Below are 22,129 nucleotides of genomic sequence, written 5' to 3'. Positions count from 1 at the left end.
CAACTCAATTTCTTAAGATCTTACCTATGACATGGATGTAGGTAAGGGGCGTGAGCAGGACGCGGAAGCTTTGCTCGGTTTTTACTTAGCCCACTAGGTTACAAACCTCGCGCCGCGATTTAATCGCCCCTAGATTGAACAAATTTTAATCCTGAAAGGTCAACAGGCCCTAGCAGCTTTGTATGCATCACGTTAGTATAGTGTTCTACTTAAGTTACATAACGATAATTACATGACTTTAAAAACAAACGCGTTGATTTACTTTTTAGCTTTTTGCAGCGGTTTTTGCATTATGGGTATTGAGCTTTTAGGAGGCCGAATTCTCGCTCCTTTTTTTGGCAGTAGCGTACATATTTGGGGCAGTATAATCACTGTGTTTATGCTTAGTTTATCTTTTGGGTATTTGCTTGGCGGTAAACTCAGCACAAAAAATGCTTCCCTTACCAAATATGGTTTAATATTTTTAATTGCCAGCATTATGGTTGTGCCTATTACATTATTTTCGCAACCAATAATGGAATTTATATTTACCCATATTGAAGATAGCCGTTACGGCTCGCTCTTAGCGTCAACCGCTTTATTTTTTATACCCACCGTTATTTTAGGCATGATTTCGCCTTACTCTGTACGATTACTGGTAACCGATAGCGACAAAAGCGGGCAAGTGGCTGGGCGTTTATACTTTGTAAGTACGCTAGGTAGCGCTTTAGGCACCATTATTACCTCTTTTTACTTTGTACTCGCGTTTGACGTAAACACAATTATTAGCGCCTTTGCTTTAACGCTTGGCTCACTCGGCTTAGTCGCTATATTTATTAATACCTTAGTTAATAATAAGGAGCTTGCCCATGCTTAAATATTTATTGTTAGCTGCAAGCGTCTTTTCGGGTGCAGCAATGAGCGAGGTTATTCATGAAGAACGCTCGCTTTATCGCAATATTATTGTTGAAGAAACGAGCGACTTACGTTGCCTTAAATTTAATACTAAAAGTAGCCAAACAAGCCAAAGCTGTATGTATAAAAACGATCCCGACAAGCTCGTTTTTAATTACACAAAATTGACGTTTGCTAGTCTTTTAGTAGCCGACAACCCTAAAAATGTACTTATTATAGGGTTAGGTGGCGGCACGCTTTCTAACGTTATTCATGAGTTATACCCCACTGCAAAAATTCATAATGTTGAAATAGATCCCGCAGTAACTAAAGTTGCACGCGATTACTTTAACTTTATAGAAAACGACTTAGTGACATCAAGCGTGCAAGATGGCCGCATTTTTATAAAGCGCGCCGCTATTAAAAAGCAAAAGTACGATTGGATTATTTTAGATGCATTTAACGGCGACTATATTCCAGAGCACTTACTTACCAAAGAGTTTTTTGAAGAAGTACAAAGCGTATTAGCCGAAGGCGGCGTTATAGCTGCAAATACCTTTTCGAGCAGTAAACTTTATGAGCATGAGTCGGCAACTTACCATGCTGTATTTGGCGACTTTATAAATGTAAGCCGCGAAAATCGTAGTAACCGTATTATTTTAGCGGGACTTAAAACTATGCCAACGCAGGCGCAAATTAACGAGCGCATTAGCGCCCTTGCACCACGTTTAAAAAAATACGATGTAGATATAAAAGCAATAAGTACCTATATGCAAAGCACCAAAAACAATCAAGATTGGCCTGCAGATACAAAAGTACTTACCGATCAATACTCCCCCGCTAATTTACTTAACTTTTAAAACCTCGCTAAACCTCACCACTTTTACAGGTGTGGTTTAGCAGAAAATCAGTTAACCCCCATCAGCATACATTTACTTAGCGAGCTAAGTAATGATAAAATAGTTAGCTTGCTAACTATGTTGAGATGGCTAATGCCTACACAAAAACCTTTTCACGAGATGCTCGATTTAACAGTTATCGGTAATATGGGCCGAGTTCATCGCTTATGTCGCGAGGCGGTAACCATTGCCGTTGAGCCTTTAGGGCTTACTCAATCGCGCTGGACTGCACTAGTGCATATAAATATGCGTGGTGAAGGGCTAACACAACTTGAACTTGCTAATAGCTTAGGGATAGAAATGCCTTCACTTACTCGTACGCTTAAGCAATTAGAGGAGCAATCGTTAATCGTTCGCCGTGTAGACAAACATGATAAGCGTAGTAAAAGACTCTATTTTACTGAGCAAAGTGATGCCATTTTACATTCATTGCAAGAAACCATTTCCGATATAAAAAATCAGTTATACAGCGGTTTATCTGTTGAACAGCTAGATGCCATTGCATTTGGTTTGATCAAAATAGAGCAAAACGCCCTTAAATGTATTCAAGTTAATAAGTAAGGCTAAAAATGACACCGGATCAAAAGTTTGCACGCTATGTAAGGTTTTCTCTCATAGGGTTTATCTTAGTATTTATTTACTATTTAGTGGCCGATATGGTTTTGCCTGTGACACCACAGGCACGCGTATACCACCCTGTTGTGCAAATATCTCCGCAAATTAGTGGCCGAGTCACTAGTGTGCAAGTTAATAATAACCAATCAGTTAAAGCGGGAGATATATTATTTAGTATTGACGAAGGCCCTTATAATTTAGCCAAAGAGCAAGCTCAACTAGCGCTTGATGATGCTAAATTGCAAAATAAGCGTCTTGATACCAATGTTAAAGCGCTTGAGGCACAAATAAGTGCTGCAAACGCTAAACAATACGAGCAAAAACTATTAAAAAGCAGAGGCGAAAAACTCTATAAACAAAAGTCTATATCGGAACAAGAACTTGAAAGCATTCGTGCAAACTTTGAGGCCAGTAAAGCAAATGTTGCATCGCTTGAGGCGCAATTAGCTGAGGCTATTCTTGCTCGCGGTGAAAGCGGTTCTCAAAACCTTGCTATGCGTCATGCTGCTAACCAGTTAGCGCAGGCTGAGTTAAATTTATCCTACACCCAAGTGCGTGCACTAAGTGACGGCGTAGTTGCTAACTTACAATTATTAGACGGCGCGTACGCTGTTGCAGGCAGCCCATTATTAGCTATTGTTGCTAAAAAAGCCGATTTAGTTGCCGACTTTAGAGAAAAGTCACTCTCAAATATGAAGCAAGGCACTCAAGCTCGCGTAGTCTTTGATAGCCGCCCAGGTGAAGTTTACGACGCAATACTTGAAACATTCGAAGCAGGTGTTAGCAACGGTCAACTTAGTGCAAATGGTTTACTAAGTACCACTGAGACCAGCAATCGTTGGGTACGCGATGCACAGCGCCAACGTATTCATTTAAAACTCGTAAATCATCAAGACTTAATAGCAAACATGCCAAGTGGTTCTCGTGCAACAGTACAATTATTGCCAGAATCGACTATTGGGCAATGGTTTGGCTCTGCACAAATTAGGTTTATTAGCTGGTTGCACTACATTTATTAGGGAAGCTTTATGACTCAAATTGTTAGCCAAGGCCCACAATTAGACTCTAATGGCCTTCGCCAAGCATTGCGCATTGCAGGTGGGTGCACCCTTGGCTTTACTATTAGTAAATTAATGAACTGGCCAAATGGTATATTTTTTACCGTTTATCCTATGCTGCTATTAGGTATGGTACCTACGTTAAGCCGAGGGGTTATAAATCAATTTATAGCATCAGCGGCGTTTAGTGCTTTTGTAGTTTTAATAATACAGGGGTTATTCTCCCATTTGCCAGTCGTTATGACACTGTTAGTGTTTGGTGTTTTTTGTATTTTATTTTATCAAATGAGTAGCGGTAGTGCCTTTTTATTTGGTGCTTTAGGTGTAGTTAGTCTTTCTATTCAACTGCACTTTTCGAGCTATATTAGCCAAGGAAGTAGTATTTATCCGCTAATTATAACTAATGGTTTGGCTATATTTTTAACCGTTATTATTGCAGCATTAATGCATGGCCTATTTCCTGATGTAACCGCAAGGCCCGGGCGAGTAATGCCAGCTAAAGCAAAAGAAAGTATTCGCCATGAGGTATTGTTATGCTCAACCGTGGCTACGCTCTCCTTTGTGGTTTTTCAGATACTTAATTTACAAGACTCAATATCGGCGCAAGCAGCCTCTGTACTTATTTTATTTTCACTGTGTTGGAAAGCCGCAGGTATGGCTGCTTGGCAACGAGCAATAGGCACGCTTATTGGCTGTAATGCAGCACTACTATCGCAATTATTTTTGTATAACCACTCAGACTTTTTACTTTTTCCGATGGCTATTTTATGGATACTTTCGTTTCTTTTTGCGCGTTTTCATATTTTAGGTGGAGGCATACCGGGCATTGGTTTTGGTGTGTTGACTACGTTTGGTATTTTATTTGGGAACTCACTAGCGCCAGGCCAAGACTTAACTTATAGTGCAATGTATCGGTTTAGTTCGGTATCTGTTGCTATAATATTAAGCCTGTGCGCCGTGTATGTTATGCACCATATACTTAATCGTTTTAGCGTTACTCGCCACCATACTTTTGATTAAATGAATCTTGCTTTATAAAACTAAAGGCTGCAATTGCAGCCTTTAATTTTATTTTTTAAACCTTATTTTTAAAGCAATAGTCACCTTAGTCTTTTCGGGTGATCATTACCGTAAATACACCTGCTATAATCCCCCAAAAAGCAGACCCTACTGAGAGCATGGTTAAGTCAGACGCAGTTACTAAAAACGTGACTATGGCAGCCTCGGTATATTCATTACTACCAAGGGCTTGCTGTAAACTATTAGCAATAGTGCCAAATAGCGCAATGCCCGCCAAAGCTAAAATAAGTGCCTGCGGTAAACTTGCTACCAACCCGACTAATGTAGCCGCGCACAGCGCCATTAAAATATAAAACACACCACCGGCAATGCTTGCCCAATAACGTTTGTCAGGATTTTTATCAGCCTCATCACTCATACATATTGCAGCGGTAATGGCTGCTAAATTAATAGAGTAGGCTCCAAATGGCGCTGTGAATATATTCACAAGACCAGTCACGTTTAAGGTAGCCGATATAGGCGCTTTATATTTATGTGCTTTTAAAACAGCAATGCCCGGTAAATTTTGCGAAGTCATGGTAACTATATAAAGAGGTAAACCTATGCTAATACATGCTTGCAAGTGAAATACAGGTTCAATATAAGCAAATTCGCTCATTTTCCAGTGCAGTTCGTTGGTATCAATATGGCCCATTTGCCAAGCAAGTAGTACACCTATAATAAGTACACTTAACATTGCAAAACGAGCAAAAAAACGTTTACCAATAAAGTACATAACAACCATTAAGCCAATCACTAACGGCATGTCGTTCATAAAATTAAACACGTCTATGCCAAAGGTAACAAGTACACCTGCCAACATGGCACACGCCAGTTCACTTGGGATACGGTTCATTATTTTTTCAAACCAGCCCGTAACCCCCGATAAAAACACCAGCAATGCACTAAGCATAAATGCGCCAATGGCCTCATTTAAGTTATAGCCCTGCGCACTTGAAATAAGTAATGCGGCTCCGGTGGTAGACCACGCAATTAAAACAGGTACTTTGTAATAGTACGATAAGCCAATTGACGTTATACCCATCACTAAACCGAGCATTAAAATCCAGCTAGCAACTAAATCTGGCGTACCGCCAAGAGTTATCACTACTTGATAAATCAGTGCAATAGAACTCGAAAAACCAATAATGACAGCCACAAGTCCTGCTGTAATTCGGTTGAGCAACTGATCAGACACTTTCATATATCCCTCTTAATTCCATTTATGCAGTACACAACATACGTGCCCGATAATGGCTTTGCAATTAGCGATTAGTTTACAAAGAGTGAAAAAAAGTCACCTTTTATTTTTCATTGTAATTAGGACCAAAAAGACACTTTTAATCATTGTATTTAACGAAACAAACAAGTACCCATAAAGAAGCCATAGCCCGCGTAGTCTCTACAAATAACCAATACCAAAAAGAGCAAAAAACACACCAATAATAAATATCCTCATATTTTATAGGGGATTATAAAATAGAGAATTAATTCTTTTCGGTTACATTTATTATCTTGATCTAATCTAATTAATAATATAAAAAGTAACAAATAGTTAACCAAAAACACTAAAAGAGAAACAAATGAAGAGATCTGTCATCTTATTAATTGCTATTCCATTATCGGCATTTGCCGTTTATGGGCTATTTTTTGATACAGATAAAGCGGTAGAGCCTATCGCGCCTGTTGCTATTGATTTTGTTCCTATTGATTTACAAAAAACACGCAATACACACGCCCCAGCACCTATTGATATGAGTAAAGATCCTATTACCGTTAAGCCGGTTGTAACACCTGACAACAGCGTTCCATTTGAAGAGTTTGATGCCATAAATCGCCTATCCGACAAAGCAAAGCAAGTGCTTATAAACGCAAAAGTTTTACCTACCGACTTACATAACGAAGCCTATGTTGAGTTTGATTTAAATTCTTTACAGGCGTTAGAAACTGGCGAAAACTTTGATTTAGCTATTCCGCAAACAGCCGAAACATTCACCGCAGAGGTGACTAATGTGGTTGAGTCTGAAAATGGCGATAAGAGCATATTTGGCAAAATAGTCGGTGTTGATGGACGTATGCACAATACTGTTTTAACGGTAGGTAAAGATGCCGTATATGGCCAATTTACTGCGCCCTCTGGCAACTATGTATTCGAAAGTAAAGGTAAGTACGGATGGATTGCAGCAAAACGCGATTTATATAAAAGCCATATAGAGCATGAAGTAACCGCACCAAAACCCAAATCAGATAAAAGCATCGATATATTTGCACCAAAAATTGATGGCTAACCAATAATCGAAATATAAAAACAACTAAAGCCGCACTATAAGGCAGCGTTAGTGTGTCTGCTTTTCAGACAATCAACCAAATTAAAACAAGTTCCAACCACAACAAGAGTAAGGAAATACAACAATGAAAAAAGTAATTACTACAACCGCACTGGCTGCGGCATTATGTGCAGCAAGTATTGCTCAAGCAGAAACCATCGATATCGGTATTTTATATACCGATCAATCAGCGGCTGCAACTAGCAATATTGATACTAAAATCAATCAACTAATTGCCTTTAGTAACCAGGTATACAGCCAAAATGGCGTTGATATAACACTACGCTTAGCTGGTAAGCAAAACCTAGGTGACTACGCAGTAACGCCGTCTGAAGATTGGTTAGATTCAATTACAAATAGTAGCTATGTAGATGGTTTGCGCAGCGATTGGAAAGCCGACATGGTAGCCGTATTAGGTACTGGTCAAAGTGCTGGTAATGGGCTTATTTCATGTGGTTTAGCATGGGTTGGTCAAGGTACTAATGGCAACCTATACAGCTCAATGAGCAGTCGTATGTACTCAATTACTGCTATTGATTGTGGTGCAACTACCTTCGTACACGAACTTGGCCATAATCAAGGTTTGGCGCATTCACGCAAACAAGGTGATACGTCTGGCGGTGTATATGTAGATGGCATGGGTCATGGCGTACAGAATGAGTTTGCAAGTATAATGGCTTACCCGCACGTTTACGGTAGCGCAACTCAGTACGATTACTTCTCTAACCCTGGCTGGAGCGTAAACGGTATTGCATTTGGTATTACAAACCAAGCGCATGCAATTCGCACAGTTACTGCTACAAAAACAAGTATTGCTAACTTTAAATAAGCTGCCCAATAAAAAAGTGGGCTAAATAGCCCACTTTAAAGTTTTAACATGTTCTTCCCTGCAGAGCGCTTACGCGCTCTTTTAGATTAAGCTAATGCACAACCATTTTTTGCTTAATTGCTGGCATTAATGTTTTACCATCGCCATCTACTTTGTTTAATAATTTTAATCCCATCACCTTTGCAAGTACTGGGTAAATATCAAGGTTATTTACTTCTTTAAGGCTTACACCTTGTTTAAACGCAGGGCCTACAGCAATAAATGATGCTGCCATATCCTCGGTATATGCATAACCGTGAGTCCCTAAATAGGTTGGTTTTTTACCATTGGTAAATACCGCTGGCGCTGTAGTTTGCACCACAATATCGCCTACGCGAGTGCCTTTATTGTAATGATACGCTGCTAATTGCTCGTCAGTTAATACTGTATAACGACCGTTTGACGCATCTCGTAAACGTGCTTTGTAACCTTCAATATCAGCGTTTTTAGCATCAGGCTGAGTATAAATAAGTAAACGTGGGCCAGTATTTTTAACTAAAAAGTTTTCATCTTGAGGCAGTGTGGTTGTATCAATACTTTTATCTGGATCTATACTCGTCATACCGTGATCCGACACAATAACTAAGTTTACCTCTTGCTCTAATTTACTTAAGCGAGCTTGTAATTGCCCCATTAATTCATCAAGCTGTTTAACAGCATCACGCGTTTGCGGTGCGTCTGGTCCAAACTCATGGCCCATGCTATCAACTAACGAAAAGTAACTCGCAATAAAACGTGGACGCTGTGCTTTTGGTAAACTTAACCACTGAATAATTTGATCAACACGGCTTTGGTAATCGCTGTATTTAGAATAGTGATAAAAATAATCTGGTGTCATGCCGTTAAATAATGCATCTGACTCAGGCCAAAAATAAGTAGCTGATTTAAGCCCCTGCATTTTTGCTAAATTCCAAAGCGGAATACCCTTTACCCATGTGCTATCGCCCAATGCTTTGCCCATGCTGTAACAGTCGTTTTTACGCGCTTTATCACAAAAGTTATTATCTACAATGCCATGATTTACCGGCAATAAGCCTGTAATAATAGAAATATGATTTGGAAACGTTTTAGTAGGATAAACGGGTATTAGCTTTTGCGCGCGAACACCGCGCTCCGCCATTGCTTTTAAATTTGGCGCGCCGTGTTTTTCAATATAATCCCAACGTAGGCCATCAATCGATACAAGCACCACAGTTTGCTCTTTTGCGGCAAACGCACTGTTCATCCCTAATAATAGGCAAATTGATACTGCCTTTAAAATCCACTGCTTCATTATAAACACCTATAAATACACAACAATTACTCAAAAAATTATTTTAAAGCAAGTTGTTACTTTATGATACAAACTGATAGATTAAACCCTGTATATTAAAGACGAATGACAACCGGTTACAAAAACGAATGACGATGTGCTAAAAATTATGCCCGTCATCAATGTAAACAAGGATAAAAACAAAGATGACCATAGATTTTAGTAAAAAAATAACGCCAGCACGTATGTATCGCACCACAGCAAACTTACAAATGGCGCTAGAAAGTGACCGTGGCCGTATTATTAACAGTGCCGCTATTCGCAGGCTGCAGCAAAAAACTCAAGTGTTTCCACTTGAACGTAATGCAGCCGTGCGCTCGCGCCTTACTCATTCGCTTGAAGTACAACAAGTTGGCCGATTTATAGTGCAACGTATTTTTGCCAACTTAAATTATCAGCAACAAAAAGATTACGGCTTAACCGACCTAGAACGCCCGCTAGAAAGCCTGGTAGAAATGGCCTGCCTAATGCACGACATAGGCAACCCACCGTTTGGACATTTTGGCGAAGCAGCAATAAACCACTGGTTTAATAGCAACCTAGCAAGCGTTACACCCGAGCGCTGTAAAGAGAAAAATACCGGCATAGGCGTTATTTTTAAACACCTTGCGCTTGATATTTGTAACTTTGAAGGCAACGCCCAAGGCATACGTATAATTCATTCTTTGCAAACGCTTAATTTAACGTATAGCCAAAGTGCCGGTATTTTAAAATACACGCGCCCAGCAGGGCTTGATACAAAAGATATTCCGCAAAATAAAAATTACTTAATGAAAAAAGTAGGTTATTACTACAGCGAAAAAGCCTTTGTTGAAGCACTCCAAAATGAGCTAACTATAGAGCCTTACTGCCGCCACCCGGCGAGTTATATAATGGAAGCCGCCGACGACATATCTTACTGCTTAGCAGATATAGAAGACGCTGTTGAAAAAGACATAATAAGCACCGAACAACTATGCCAAGCTCTTAAAAGCCATTATAAGAAAGCATTAACAAACTTGCTGATTGACGATCCACAACATCTAAACTTTGTAAACAAAGCAGTAGACTACGCTCTTGAGCGTGCACAAGCACAGCCATATAATTTTAATAGCGAGTTTTTTATATATTTGCGTGTTGCGTTGCTACACCCACTGGTTAATCATGCTGCAAAACGCTTTATCGAAAATATAGAGCCTATTTATCATGGCGATTTTAACCACGCACTTTTAGAAGACAGAAGCCACTTACACGCTGTAACCAAAACGCTAAAACAGGTGGCGCTTGAGCATGTTTTTTCAAATAAAGAAGTCGAAAAACTAGAGCTACAAGGCTATCGAATAATTAACGGCTTACTCGATTGCTACAAACCGCTACTGCAATTAAACAGCGATGACTTTAGGCGTGCTCTAAAAGGCGATTCACGTTTATTAATAGAGTCGCGACTCGTTAAAAAGCTCTCTAAAAAGCACTTAAATAGTTACCAACACGCAATAGATGCGATGCAAGAAGAGCCCGACCACTTTGCAGCATACGAGTTTTATTATCGCTGTAGATTAATTCAAGATTATATAAGCGGTATGACCGACCAATTTGCTTACGACGAATATCGAAGCTTAATGGTCATCGATTAGCGGAACTTAAGTTAACTTGCTCTAGATAATTTTCAATTTTGCGCTTAAAATCAAAATATTAATATTTAAGCGCACATAACTTTATGATATCAAAATTAATACGATTTACTCTTTGCTTTACCTTATTTTACAGTGCGCAAAGCGCCGCCTACAACGAAGCTATGTGCATTTTAATCAAACAAGAAATGCAGCAAAATAGTAATAATAAAGCGAGTCAAAAATATCGTAAAGCAGCGCGTGATTACAAAAATAACTGTAATAAACCAAAAGAAATTCAAGTCCAACCTAAACCACAAGTAATAGAGCCTGAGCCCACTATTGTTATTCAGCCACAACCTAAAATTGTTGAACCTGCCCCCGTTATTGAACCTACTGAAGAAGCTGTTAAAGAAAGCATCAACGAGCAAACGCTTAATTTAACTAATGATCAAAAACAACAAATAAACGATCAGCTAAATACCAACAGCAACGAAATAGTAATTGATGCTGAGCCAACAAAAGTAGCAACCGAGCAAGTAATAACAGAGCAAAAAAATGAAGATGTAATAGAACAAATAAAACCGGCGACACCAGAGCAAAGTGCTACACCTGCGCCTATAAAGGCTACGTCTGAAAAGCCTATGCCTGTAAAACCAGCACCTGTGGTAACTAAACCAGCACCCGTTACTGCACCGCAGCCTCTATCGCAAAGCCCTAGTTCGTTACTTTTACCTACTTTAATACTTGTTATAGTGGTACTTATTGGCGCTATGATAGTCGTGCGCCTGCGCCGTGCAAAACAAAGTAAAGCAATGGCAGCACCCGTTATCGTGGCTCAACCTGAAGTTAAATCAGAAAAAATTACTACGCCAGCTAAAGCGGAAATTAAAACAACTGCATCTGTAAAAACAACAGAAGAGATTGATGCTGAGCCTGCTGAAATTAATAAAGTAACCCAAGTAGATAAGATAGTTGAGAGCAACATAGCAGCAAACAAAGAGTCAGAGCCTACGGATATGGCGCAAAATGTTGATGTTGATGTTGATGTTGAAAGTACAGCTACACCAAGTACAAATGAGCCTCACACCGTAACAACTCAAGCGCAAGTAAGCGAAAGTGAGCCTACACCGCTTGACTCAACACCTCTTAACCCAACTGATATCTCAGAGCAGGCAAGCTCCGCTACATTTAACAAAGTAAAACAAAAACCTGAGCCTAACACTGCCGAGTTTGAAGCCGCCGCTAAAACAACCTTAGAGCGTATTAAAAATGCCAGCAGCTTTAATGAGCCAGAGGTACGCGACTTTGATCCCGATGCAAAGCCAGTAAAAAAACAACGTAAACACCATGCAGCTCAAATAACGGAGCATGAGCCAATAGAGGCCGAACATAACACTGTGGAGCCAGTTATTAGCACTCCTGAGCCAGTAACAGCGAGTGAACCGGTTGTAGTTCTACATACGCCAGAGCAAATATCTGACGCTCAATCGACTTTGTATACAACTGAGCAAGACTTTAAAGAACCAGAAGTGCGTACATTTAATCCAAACGCACCATTAGCTGGTGAAAAGCCAATGCCTAAAAAAGAAAATGCGGAGCCTGAGCAAACACAAACAGCACAGCAAATTGATGAGCCACAAAATGAGCCTAAAAAAGCAGACAGTAGCAACCCATTTGCTAACTTATCGCTAGATTCAAGTTGGGATCCTGACTCGACTGAAAAGCCAAAAATAGAAGAGAAAAAACGCGCCCCTAAATCGCAAGCATTGATAGATGCAGAAGAGCGCGCTAAAAATATGCAAACCAAAGAGTAAATTTACTGTAGCGCCTTACAAAGTGAGGCGCTGTTTTAGTAACTAAATAATTAACTGCTTTTTCATCCCGTACTACTTACACTCTTGTGCCATCCTTAAATACGCTTTAGCAATTAGAAGCTTCGCTTCTCGCGCGAGCAAGCTGGGCGCCTAGTGCAATATTCAAGCTTGCGAGTCTTTTGTAAGCGTATAACTTGTTGACGCGGGGGCGCAGTGCATACATTTAACTGGTGGTATTTTTAGGCTGGAGTTTACGGCTACGTTATCCGTAGCCTTGAATTAAAATAACTTGGTCAAGAGGTCTTAGTTAACAGCATGTGCGGTACGTTTATTTTTAAGCTTTAACCCGCCAATTAATAGCAGTGGCCCTATAAACATAGCAAGGCCATACACGCCGCCGGTAACTGCATATTCGGGTTTATTCAAAAAGCTAATAGCAATTAATATGGCAAGCGATGCATTTTGAATCCCGACCTCAATAGAAAGCGTCAGCGAGTCGGTTATATCAAACCTAGAAAGCTTAGCGATAAACCACCCTACCACCATAGAACCTATATTTAACGCTAGGCATGCCCAAAATACATCATCGAATGAGCTAATTAATAAAGCTCGCTCTTTTATTACCAATGCGGCAATCATCATGAGCATAAAAAACAACGAAAAGCGCCTAAAAAACGGCTCTGTTTTAATGGCAAAATCACTCTTAAAATGACGTAGCCAAATCCCAATAGCCACTGGCACTAAAGTAATAAAAAACAGCCCGAGTGAAGTGGTTAAAATTGAAAAACTAGCATCGTCTGCTGGTGCAAACTGGTTTATAGCAAAGCCAATAATAAACGGCGTGGTTATTATGCTAATAGCTGTAGAAGCCGCGGTAAGGCTTACCGAAAGGGCTAAATTAGCTTTAGCGAGCTGACTCACTACATTTGACATAGTGCCGCCAGGGCACGCTGCTAATATCATTAATCCTATTGCTATTGGCGTGGGTAAATTAAGTAAATAGCATAAGCCTAAAGCAAGCAGCGGCATGGCAATAATTTGGCCAACCAAACCCATTACAATCGCAAGAGGCTTTTTAAAAAGCCGAGTAAAGTCATTTACAGTAAGCCCAAGCCCCATGCCAAACATAATAAGTGCTAGGGCGAGTGGAAGTACAACCTCTGTTAAAATTGATGCATTCAAATTAGGCAACCTCGTTTATTTTTGTTTTTATAACGAGTACTTCGTAATTAAATGAATAAGGCGTTAGTAGCGTTTTTATTTGCTCTTGTAGTGCACTTAACTCATCTTCATTTACTAAAATATTCGCTTTGATGCCTAACTTTTTATCAGCAAATACGTTTACCTGCACGGTTTTATTTTTTAAATTTGTGCTAATTATCTCTGTTATCGTTTGTTTAATTTCAAGACAAACTAGCTCCGGTTTATAAATTTTACCTACAGCCGTCAACGGTATTTCATCAATAATATAAATAGCTTTTGGTACTGCTGCACGTTCAGGTACGTTAGCACTAACGTACTTGGTAAGTTCTTCCAGAGTGAGTACACTTTGTGGTCTTAATGTCACGTAAAGTACCGGCACTTCGCCTGCGTAGCTGTCAGGGCGAGGAACTGCTGCTGCAAGTGTTACATCACTATGGCTTGTTGCGGCGTCTTCAATCATTTTAGGGTCAATATTATGCCCGCCACGAATAATCAGCTCTTTTTGCCTGCCACATAATGATACATAGCCGTTGTCATCAATTTTTCCTAAATCACCGGTTCTAAAATAATTTTGGCCATTTTCGTCAACAACCCATGCATCTTGATTATGTACGTCTTCAACGTATCCCGGAAATACGTTATTTCCGGTAATAATTATTTCGCCAACATCGAGCGTGTCGCATACTTTTATAAGTTTGCCTTGCTCGTTTATTTCGGCAATTTTAAGCGTAATGCCAGGTATTGGTAGCCCTACTGATGCCTCGGTATTTATTGGATTTACTGGCATTAAGGTACTTACCGAGCTGCCCTCGGTTGAGCCATAACCTTCAACGAGTGGTGTATTAGTGAGTTTAGTAAATAACGCTTGTAGGTCTGATGAAAGCGGCGCTGCACCACAAATAGCAAACTTCATTTTAAGAGGCGGTACAGTAATTTTTTGCGAAGTAATTTGCTCAACCATGGCTGCGTATACCGTAGGTACTGCCGTCATTACGGCTACATCGTAATTATTAATTATAGTGAGCAAGTTTTGTATTATGTTTTTACCCCTAAAGCCTGAAGGGCTTGCTAGTAAAATTTTACAGCCTTTCATTACCGAGGCTATGCCCGTTGCCACTGCCGCATTTACATGAAAAATAGGCAAGCCAACCAGCATAGTATCACCCGCGTTTACCGGCGAAAGTAAATTAACTTGGCCTGCGTTTGTGAGCTGGTTTAAGTGTAAGTGCTTGGCAAGTTTTGGTAAGCCAGTTGTACCACCTGTATGAAAATACGCACACACGTCGCTTTGCTCAGGCAAAATAAAACTAGCCGTTTGAGTATTTTGCGCCGCTAATAACTTTTTAAAACCATACACCGGTACTTTATTATTTTGCGAGCAAGCAATGTCCTCACCAAATAAACTAATAACCGCTTTTAAACCGGGTATATGCTCTTTAATCGCCATTACTTTTTGCCAAATATCGCTACCTGGCACAGGCCCTAGAGCAATAATTACTTTGGTATTAGCAGAGATCATAATTTCTTTCATTATGCTTTCATCTAATAATGGATTGATTGGATTAGCAATACCAGCAGCTTCGGCTGCCCACAACGATACATACGTTTCAGGAAAGTTAGGTAGCACAAGTGAGGTAACATCTTTTTTAGTAATACCTAACGAATACAGACCATTGGCAAGCCCCGTTACGTTATTAGCAAGCTCTTTGTAGCTCATTTTACGATGCGGGTTTGCAAAACTCTTACCTTTAAAGGTCATTAAAATACGATGAATAAGCTTTTTAGAAAATGGAATTTGCGCTTCGCTGATACAATCGCCATCTAAAATATATTCAATTGCAGTGGCTTCACCAAAGCTTTTTGATGATTGTAAAATGGCATGATAAGTGGAGCGAGGAAGTTGCTCTGGGGATATTTCAGCAAGATTTAAATTGCCAACATCGGCGTGGTTTTTAATTGTTGTTATATTCATAAAACCCTCAACGTATTTTTATAATGTGTGTGTTTGTATGTGAGTGCATAGTTGTATAAACGCGACTGTGCTGTGTGGGCAACAACCGCGTGAAATTTAGTCTATCAAAAAATAGCTTACTGCCTATGGATTAATCTAAAAAGCTGTTGTCTTTTGCAGCAACCACCTGATACATAGGCTGAAAATTCCCCCACGTTACAAGTTCTGAACCATTGGCTTGTTTTGTATGTAGCGCTACGTCGTGTGAAATTAGTTTTGGCTCGCCTGCAGCTTGCGCTAATAACTGGCTTTGGCAACAGCTATCTAGCAATACAAAATTGGCGACTGCGGCATCAACCGACGAACCCGCAGTTAGCAAACCATGGTTTTGTAAAATAACAGCGCAGTTATCAGCAAGTGATTTTGCAATCATATCGCCCTCTTCGCTGTCGGCTACTACGCCGCTAAATACATCAAACACACTATGGTTTTCGTAAAATACGCAGGCATCTTGCGAAATAGGTTTAAGTAGCTCACCTAATGCTGAAAATGCACGGCCATAGCGAGTATGTGCATGGGCAACTGCATTTACACTTGGATGCGCCATGTGAATACGCGAATGAATTGCAAACGCAGCATTATTAATGGGCGTACTGCCTTCAATAATATTACCTTTATGATCGACCCTAATTAGGTCAGACGCTTTAATATGCGCAAAGTGCATACCAACAGGGTTTACCCAAAAAGTGTCAGGCTCGATGCAATCACGAAGTGTAATATGCCCGGCAAGGCCTTCATCAAAGCCATACATAGCAAAAACCCTAAACCCAGCAGCTAGTCGCTGTTTCTCGTAAGTGCGTTGTTGCTCAAGGTCCTCGAATTTAGGCGGCATAATAAGTTTAAATTTATCGCTGCCTATGGTCATTTTTGCGGCTTGTTGCTCAAGTGTACTGCTCATAATAATCCTAAATTAAACTCTGTTGACTTTAGTTTAGTCTCGCTTATGATAAATAGAAGTGATGTTAATTAATGGTTAAACATAAATACTATGCATGGAAAGATAGATTTAAACCTGTTTGTAATTTTAAAAACAGTATACCAAGAAGGCAATATTACCAGTGCGGCCGACAAACTACATTTAACACAACCTGCTGTTAGTCATGCACTTTCTCGCCTTAGGGATAAGTTTGACGATCCTTTATTCATTCGCCACGGCAGGCGTATGGTGCCCTCTCCTTTTTGCCAAAAAATAATACTGCAAGTTATTGAGTCGGTACAGGTGTTGGAGGCCACCATGAATAGCGAAAGGCTATTTGATATTGCCGCTTTTAAGCGTGAAATTAAATTTGGCTTTAGAGATATTTTAGAGTCGATATTTTTTCCACCACTCATGAATGACTTACTTACTAATACCCCTAATATCACTATTAATAGCCGTCAGGTTTCTCACGTTGATATGGAAAAGTCACTCGAAAACCAAGATCTCGATATAGTCATAGATGTACTTACGCCAACCAGCAACCACATAAAAAACACTTTTATTTGTAACGAACACTTTTCACTTATTTGCAGACGCGATCACCCAATATTAAATGATTTAACCATAGAGAATTACGCAAAAGCGTCGCATGCGGTTGTATCGTTAAAGGGTGCACAGGTAGATTTAATTGATATGGCGCTTGCTAAACATGCATTAGCGCGCAACGTAGTACTGAGGTGTGAGCATTATTTTGCGGCAACTAAAGTAATAAGCCAAAGCGACATGATAATGACCATGCCAAACTCGTACGCGCAGGTATTAAAACAACAATTGCCGGTGCATGTAACCAGCTTACCGTTTGATGTGCCGCTAATGCCCGTACACATGTACTGGCACGAACAAGCACAAAACGACTTAGTAAACAGTTGGATGCGAGATAAACTACTCGCTTTGGCGCAGCAGCTTATCCCAAAAGAAAAACTTAAAAACGGTAATTAAATTGAGCGTGATAGCTACGCCCGCGTTCAGACAAAAAACGATGTGCGTAGCTAATTACAGGCACGTCGTTCGCTTGCGAAAACGTTTGTTTATCGGTTAGGTTTTTAGCTAATAACGATACCGACCAATTCCCTTCACTGCTACCAAGCTCTACGCGTAAATTAAGTTTTTCGTAGGCGCTTTGCTGCGCTATTGGGTCAAGATCTTGTTCTAAAAAGTAATCATCACTAAAGTTAAGCGCCAAATTACTGCTTAGAGTAAGGTTTGAAAATACCTCTGTATTGTAATCAATCGCTATATTGCCTGAATAATCGGGAGCAAATGCGCCGGTTTTTCCTGTTAAATCTTGAAATTCCTGTCCAAGTAACTCACCTTGCATAACCGTTGGTGAAGCACTGGCGTATTGCTCGTATTCAAAATCAAGTAACGCAAGATTTGCCGATACCTGCCAGCTTTCATTTATTGCCCAGCGCGAGTCTACTTCAATCCCTTTTACTTTAGTTTCGGCAGCATTTTTAACCACAAACGCATTACCATTAAATTCAGATACTTGTAGATCGTCGTACAGGGTGTAAAACACTGTCGCGTTTACTTCTAATACATTTTTAATTGGCTCGGCTTTTATGCCAAATTCAAAGTTTGTGGCTTTTTCATCATCAAACTCAAAACCTGAATTTTCATCAACCGTATTACCTTGTGAGGCATTTAGTCCTGAGCCATCAAAGCCACCGGCTTTGTAACCTATGCCTGCGCTTGCAAATAGCATGGTGTCGTCAAACCCTAAATACTGCACACTAATATTAGGTGATAAGTGCGACTCATCACGCTTAGCAGCAAGGTTATGTACACCCGCTCCCGAAAGCTGCCCTGCAATAGTGGGCGCGGCCACATTAGCAAATTGCTGTACGGCTTGCGGTGTATTGGGCTCAAATACGCTATATACACTTTGCACACTACTCACTTCTTTTTCTTCTTTTTGATAACGCAGGCCAAAATTAGCGCGCCATTGCTCGCTTACATTCCACGTAAGGGCTGTAAATGCTGAGTAGCTTTTTTGGTCTTGATCAAATAGTGCATTTACGCCCAGTGATGTGCCAGGCAACTGTGGAATAAGTAACGATGCGCCAAATAAAATATCGTTTGGGTGCTCAAGCTCGCTGCTCATATAAAAAATACCCGCAACGTATTCAAGCGTGCGTCCTGTTGGCGAACTGACTCTAAACTCTTGAGTAAACTGGTTATAGTTTTCTAAGTAGTCTTGTTTTATAAGCGGGACTTCTGAAAAGTCGGCATCAAAAGTTGAGTCCCAATCATACTCGCTATAAGTGGTAACTGAGGTAAATTCGTATTCGCCATGATTATAGGTTAACTGTAATGAGGCATTATCAAGCGTGGTTTTACTTTGTTCATTAAGACCACCTGGGTGGCCATCTCCCGATACCGAACTTGTGTAATCAAGGCCCGTATCGTCACTAAGTAAAAATGAGCGGTACCCCACATTCCCTGGATTTGTAGGATCGCTTGCTATTTGTAAATCGCGGTTGGGTGTATCAATAATATATTGATAGCGCGAGCCATGCGATTCAAACTCACCGTGTTCCCACTTAAACAATGCGTTTATATCATCGTTTATTTGCCAATCTACAGACAAACGCGCCCCCGATGAATCGTTAGATTGCTCATCACTTTGGCGCGCTTGGTTATATAAAAAGCCATCTACCGAGTGATCAAATGCGGCAATGCGTATGGCTAAATCATCATTTATAGGAATATTTATAACGCCGGTAAAACGCTTTTCGTTATCTGATCCAAACTCTGCCGACACATTGCCCTCAAACACATCGGTTGGCGAATTTGAAATCATACTAAATGCGCCTGCAGTGGCATTTTTACCAAACATAACCGACTGCGGGCCTTTAACAAGCTCCAAACGCTGCATATCTAAAAATGGAAATTTAGCCTGATGTCCGCGCCCTAAATAAACGCCATCTTTGTACATAGCAACTGATTGTTCAAAACCCGAATTAGTGCCTGAGCCAATACCGCGTACAAAAATACGCTTACTGCTTGAGGTTTCGGTTATATGTACGTTGGGTAGGCTTTCGCTTAGGTCGAGTAAATCGTCAACGCTGTTTTTATCGAGGTAATCGCCAGAAAGTGCTTGAATAGAAGTAGGGATGTCTTGCAGTGATTGCACCCGTTTTTGAGATGTAACGGTGATGGTTTCTAGCTCGTTTTTATTTACTTTATTCTCGGCGGCTTGTGCCATGCCCACGCTTAATGCGCTGAGCGTAAATAAAGTAAGTGCTTTGTGCTTTAAAAAAGAGTGTTTTAAAAAAGAGTGTTTTAAAATTGTGTGTGACTGTGTGTGTTCAGTAATCATAGCTGCAACTCCATTATAGAGGTTATTTTTATTGGATAATTTTGCGTCTATTTCATACTGACGAGTCTTAAAATAAATAACAGTGATGTTTATTTATTCAGCACTATTAGTAATATTTATAGTTGAGCTAAAAAAGTTTAGTTTTAAAGGGGGTTAGAGCGGGTTAAAAAATACCTGTGGATTAGCAGTTTTATTTGCTATTGCTGAGCTTGGGGTGTTTGCTGCATTTATAAAGGCAGTAAGCTGTGGTGCATTTTCGCAAAAAATAATGTCGAGTGCTAAGCGGTTTTTACCGTATAAACCTCGGTGAATCATATTGGCTGAAAACAATAATAAGTCACCCGCATTTAGCTTAATTGTTTTACCTGTAGTTAAGTTATCGCTTGGCAGTTTATTATTTTTTGCAAGACGTACATTGAGCTCCTCTAGGGTATCCCAACTTTTATGTGACTGGGGCACAAGCTCAATACCTGGCTCGTCTTGTAGGGCTAGCCGGCAATGTAATACATCGGGGCCGTTTAACGCGGCTTGTTGCTGAGCTAGATTTAAATGGTATTGCATATCGCGATGCCAATAATTTTTTTGCCTTACATTAACGGGATCAAAAAATAACTGAGTATTTAAAAACAGCGGCTCACTAATCGCATCTTTTACACGCTTAATTAATTTACCATTGGCGATTAAATTAAATAAAATTTTGTTTTGCTGCGCTGTTAAATACTCACTATTTGTTATGCCTGAGCTATTAATTGCGCGAGATTTATAAAACTCACGGTTGTTAGTTTTCCACTTTGCATGAAAGCTATTAATTATTGGCTTAATTTTATTTAGCTCTTTGGCGCTGTAAAGCCCCTTTACAAGTATGTAACCATTTGTTTTATAACTGTTCATTGTGGCTCTTTGTTTAATATTTTAGCCACACGAACGCTTAGCTCTGGCAATACTGTTTGCTCAAACCATGGGTTCTTTTTAAGCCAAATATTATTACGAGGGCTTGGATGTGGAAGCACTAAATAGTTTGGCCAATACTCACGCCACGATTTTACCAACTCAGTAAGTGGCAACTTTTTAGTGCTCGGTAAGTGATACACCTGCGCGTATTTACCAAGCACTATTGTCAGCTCAATATTTGGTAGTGCAGCTAATAATTGCTCACGCCATGCCGGTGCGCATTCTTTTCGAGGTGGTAAATCACCCGACTTACCCCTACCCGGATAGCAAAAGCCCATTGGCAAAATGGCTATATTATTGGCGTTATAAAACTCATCACGTGTTAGCCCAAGCCATTCTCGTAGCCGGTTGCCGCTTGCATCATTAAATGGCACTCCGGTTTCGTGAACTTTTATACCAGGTGCTTGGCCCGCAATTAAAATACGTGCGTTTGGGCTAAATTGTATTACTGGGCGAGCACCCAAAGGTAAATGAGGTTCACAGATCACGCATTTACTAACTTGATCCATTAATTGGTGACTATTCATGTTTATTTGGCCTTAAATGCTTAATATTTATCCTAAATGGCCATTTAGGATAAATGAGTTGGTAAAAAATCGGTTTATTTTATCTAAAACGAGTGTTAGTTAGTAAAATCGTGATCTTTAAGCTAAATCGAGCTACAGCCCTTATAAAACCTAATGCTTGTCTGCCCATACAGCAAACTCGTTCCCGCTTGGCTCTGCAAAATGAAACCGACAACCACCCGGAAATTCAAAAATGGGCTTTAATATTGTGCCGCCATGCAGTCCTATTTTTTTGTAGGTATCGTGAATATCATTGCTATAAAAAACCAAAAGCGCAGCCCCGTTTTGAGTAAGCGATTTAAGCGGTGCGTTAAAAAATCCACCATCGAGCCCTTGGCCGCTAAACGCCGTGTATTCTGGGCCGTAGTCAGTAAACTGCCAATTAAATACATGACTAAAAAAAGCTTTAGTAGCAGGTAAGTCACATGCAGGAAACTCAACGTAATTTAGTTTTTCGTGATCACTCATCGTTATTTCACTCTTTATTTTTACTCAGTTTATTAACCTTAAGTTTTACATACAGTCTGTGCAATATCATTAAACAATAACAGATCAGTATTTTACTAAGTAACTTGAACTCTGGATAATAAATCTATCTCGAGCAGCTATTTTCAGCGCTAGAGAAAATAAATTTAAATATCATCATAATTCAATACGTATAAAACCTGTTAACCAAGGTT

The 22,129-nt window shown here is 39.9% G+C and carries 19 protein-coding genes; 10 read left to right on the top strand and 9 right to left on the bottom strand.

Annotation, left to right across the window (positions count from 1 at the left end; all coding sequences use genetic code 11):
• Window positions 1–232 precede the first annotated feature (232 nt).
• From I6F53_RS16020 to I6F53_RS16000, 5 genes are all read left to right on the top strand, one after another.
• Complete coding sequence (locus tag I6F53_RS16020) at window positions 233–856, top strand: fused MFS/spermidine synthase (protein ID WP_197240261.1); 624 nt, start codon at window positions 233–235, stop codon at window positions 854–856.
• On the top strand, window positions 849–1,733 hold the full coding sequence (locus I6F53_RS16015) for a spermidine synthase (protein WP_197240260.1): 885 nt from the start codon (window positions 849–851) through the stop codon (window positions 1,731–1,733). The genes I6F53_RS16020 and I6F53_RS16015 overlap by 8 nt, the downstream gene beginning before the upstream one ends.
• A 132-nt stretch (window positions 1,734–1,865) precedes the next feature.
• Entirely contained in the window at window positions 1,866–2,333 is a 468-nt protein-coding gene (locus I6F53_RS16010) for a MarR family transcriptional regulator (protein WP_197240258.1), read from the top strand.
• 8 nt (window positions 2,334–2,341) lie between these two features.
• Window positions 2,342–3,406, top strand: a complete 1,065-nt coding sequence (locus I6F53_RS16005) for an HlyD family secretion protein (RefSeq protein ID WP_197240256.1) — start codon at window positions 2,342–2,344, stop codon at window positions 3,404–3,406.
• A 9-nt stretch (window positions 3,407–3,415) separates the two neighbouring features.
• Window positions 3,416–4,465 (top strand): DUF2955 domain-containing protein, encoded by a 1,050-nt coding sequence (locus I6F53_RS16000; RefSeq protein WP_197240255.1) that lies wholly within the window; start codon window positions 3,416–3,418, stop codon window positions 4,463–4,465.
• A gap of 85 nt (window positions 4,466–4,550) precedes the next feature.
• On the opposite strand, the gene I6F53_RS15995 is transcribed toward I6F53_RS16000, so the two are convergent.
• Window positions 4,551–5,708, bottom strand: coding sequence for a benzoate/H(+) symporter BenE family transporter (locus I6F53_RS15995; RefSeq protein ID WP_197240253.1), 1,158 nt, complete (start codon window positions 5,706–5,708; stop codon window positions 4,551–4,553).
• 379 nt (window positions 5,709–6,087) lie between these two features.
• Here I6F53_RS15995 and I6F53_RS15990 point away from each other — a divergent pair, with 379 nt between their 5' ends.
• Window positions 6,088–6,792, top strand: a complete 705-nt coding sequence (locus tag I6F53_RS15990; RefSeq protein WP_197240248.1) for a hypothetical protein — start codon at window positions 6,088–6,090, stop codon at window positions 6,790–6,792.
• Between the two features lie 124 nt (window positions 6,793–6,916).
• On the top strand, window positions 6,917–7,660 hold the full coding sequence (locus I6F53_RS15985; protein ID WP_197240247.1) for a zinc-dependent metalloprotease family protein: 744 nt from the start codon (window positions 6,917–6,919) through the stop codon (window positions 7,658–7,660).
• A 91-nt stretch (window positions 7,661–7,751) separates the two neighbouring features.
• On the opposite strand, the gene I6F53_RS15980 is transcribed toward I6F53_RS15985, so the two are convergent.
• The gene (locus tag I6F53_RS15980; RefSeq protein WP_197240246.1) at window positions 7,752–8,972 is read right to left on the bottom strand and encodes an alkaline phosphatase family protein; all 1,221 of its coding nucleotides are present in this window, start codon (window positions 8,970–8,972) and stop codon (window positions 7,752–7,754) included.
• Between the two features lie 185 nt (window positions 8,973–9,157).
• Here I6F53_RS15980 and dgt point away from each other — a divergent pair, with 185 nt between their 5' ends.
• Both dgt and I6F53_RS15970 read left to right on the top strand, forming a co-directional pair.
• Complete coding sequence (dgt, locus tag I6F53_RS15975; RefSeq protein WP_197240244.1) at window positions 9,158–10,624, top strand: dGTPase; 1,467 nt, start codon at window positions 9,158–9,160, stop codon at window positions 10,622–10,624.
• An 83-nt stretch (window positions 10,625–10,707) separates the two neighbouring features.
• On the top strand, window positions 10,708–12,417 hold the full coding sequence (locus I6F53_RS15970) for a cell surface protein (RefSeq protein ID WP_197240242.1): 1,710 nt from the start codon (window positions 10,708–10,710) through the stop codon (window positions 12,415–12,417).
• Between the two features lie 303 nt (window positions 12,418–12,720).
• Here the strand turns inward: I6F53_RS15970 and I6F53_RS15965 are convergent, their stop codons facing one another.
• The 3 genes from I6F53_RS15965 to I6F53_RS15955 form a co-directional block, all read right to left on the bottom strand.
• Window positions 12,721–13,599: a bile acid:sodium symporter family protein gene (locus I6F53_RS15965; protein ID WP_197240241.1), complete on the bottom strand. Its 879-nt coding sequence runs from the start codon at window positions 13,597–13,599 to the stop codon at window positions 12,721–12,723.
• 1 nt (window position 13,600) lies between these two features.
• On the bottom strand, window positions 13,601–15,592 hold the full coding sequence (locus tag I6F53_RS15960; protein WP_197240240.1) for an AMP-binding protein: 1,992 nt from the start codon (window positions 15,590–15,592) through the stop codon (window positions 13,601–13,603).
• 130 nt (window positions 15,593–15,722) lie between these two features.
• Window positions 15,723–16,529 (bottom strand): class II aldolase/adducin family protein, encoded by an 807-nt coding sequence (locus I6F53_RS15955; RefSeq protein ID WP_197240239.1) that lies wholly within the window; start codon window positions 16,527–16,529, stop codon window positions 15,723–15,725.
• A gap of 90 nt (window positions 16,530–16,619) precedes the next feature.
• Between I6F53_RS15955 and I6F53_RS15950 the strand changes: the two genes are divergently transcribed.
• Window positions 16,620–17,549, top strand: coding sequence for a LysR family transcriptional regulator (locus I6F53_RS15950; RefSeq protein ID WP_197180708.1), 930 nt, complete (start codon window positions 16,620–16,622; stop codon window positions 17,547–17,549).
• On the opposite strand, the gene I6F53_RS15945 is transcribed toward I6F53_RS15950, so the two are convergent.
• The 4 genes from I6F53_RS15945 to I6F53_RS15930 form a co-directional block, all read right to left on the bottom strand.
• Window positions 17,533–19,932 carry a TonB-dependent receptor gene (locus I6F53_RS15945; protein ID WP_197240237.1) on the bottom strand — a complete coding sequence of 800 codons (2,400 nt, stop codon included), beginning with the start codon at window positions 19,930–19,932 and terminating at the stop codon, window positions 17,533–17,535. The genes I6F53_RS15950 and I6F53_RS15945 overlap by 17 nt on opposite strands.
• A gap of 153 nt (window positions 19,933–20,085) precedes the next feature.
• Window positions 20,086–20,823, bottom strand: coding sequence for a phytanoyl-CoA dioxygenase family protein (locus tag I6F53_RS15940; RefSeq protein WP_197240231.1), 738 nt, complete (start codon window positions 20,821–20,823; stop codon window positions 20,086–20,088).
• A complete protein-coding gene (locus I6F53_RS15935; protein ID WP_197240228.1) occupies window positions 20,820–21,410 on the bottom strand; it encodes a uracil-DNA glycosylase family protein in 591 nt (196 codons plus the stop codon). Before I6F53_RS15935 ends, I6F53_RS15940 begins: the two co-directional genes overlap by 4 nt.
• Before the next feature lie 150 nt (window positions 21,411–21,560).
• Complete coding sequence (locus I6F53_RS15930; RefSeq protein ID WP_197240227.1) at window positions 21,561–21,917, bottom strand: VOC family protein; 357 nt, start codon at window positions 21,915–21,917, stop codon at window positions 21,561–21,563.
• Window positions 21,918–22,129: the final 212 nt, after the last annotated feature.

This window comes from Pseudoalteromonas sp. SWN29, from assembly GCF_015864465.1.
GTDB lineage: Bacteria > Pseudomonadota > Gammaproteobacteria > Enterobacterales > Alteromonadaceae > Pseudoalteromonas.
Note: the sequence above shows the minus strand (reverse complement) of the source record. Positions and strands in the feature narration are given on the sequence as shown.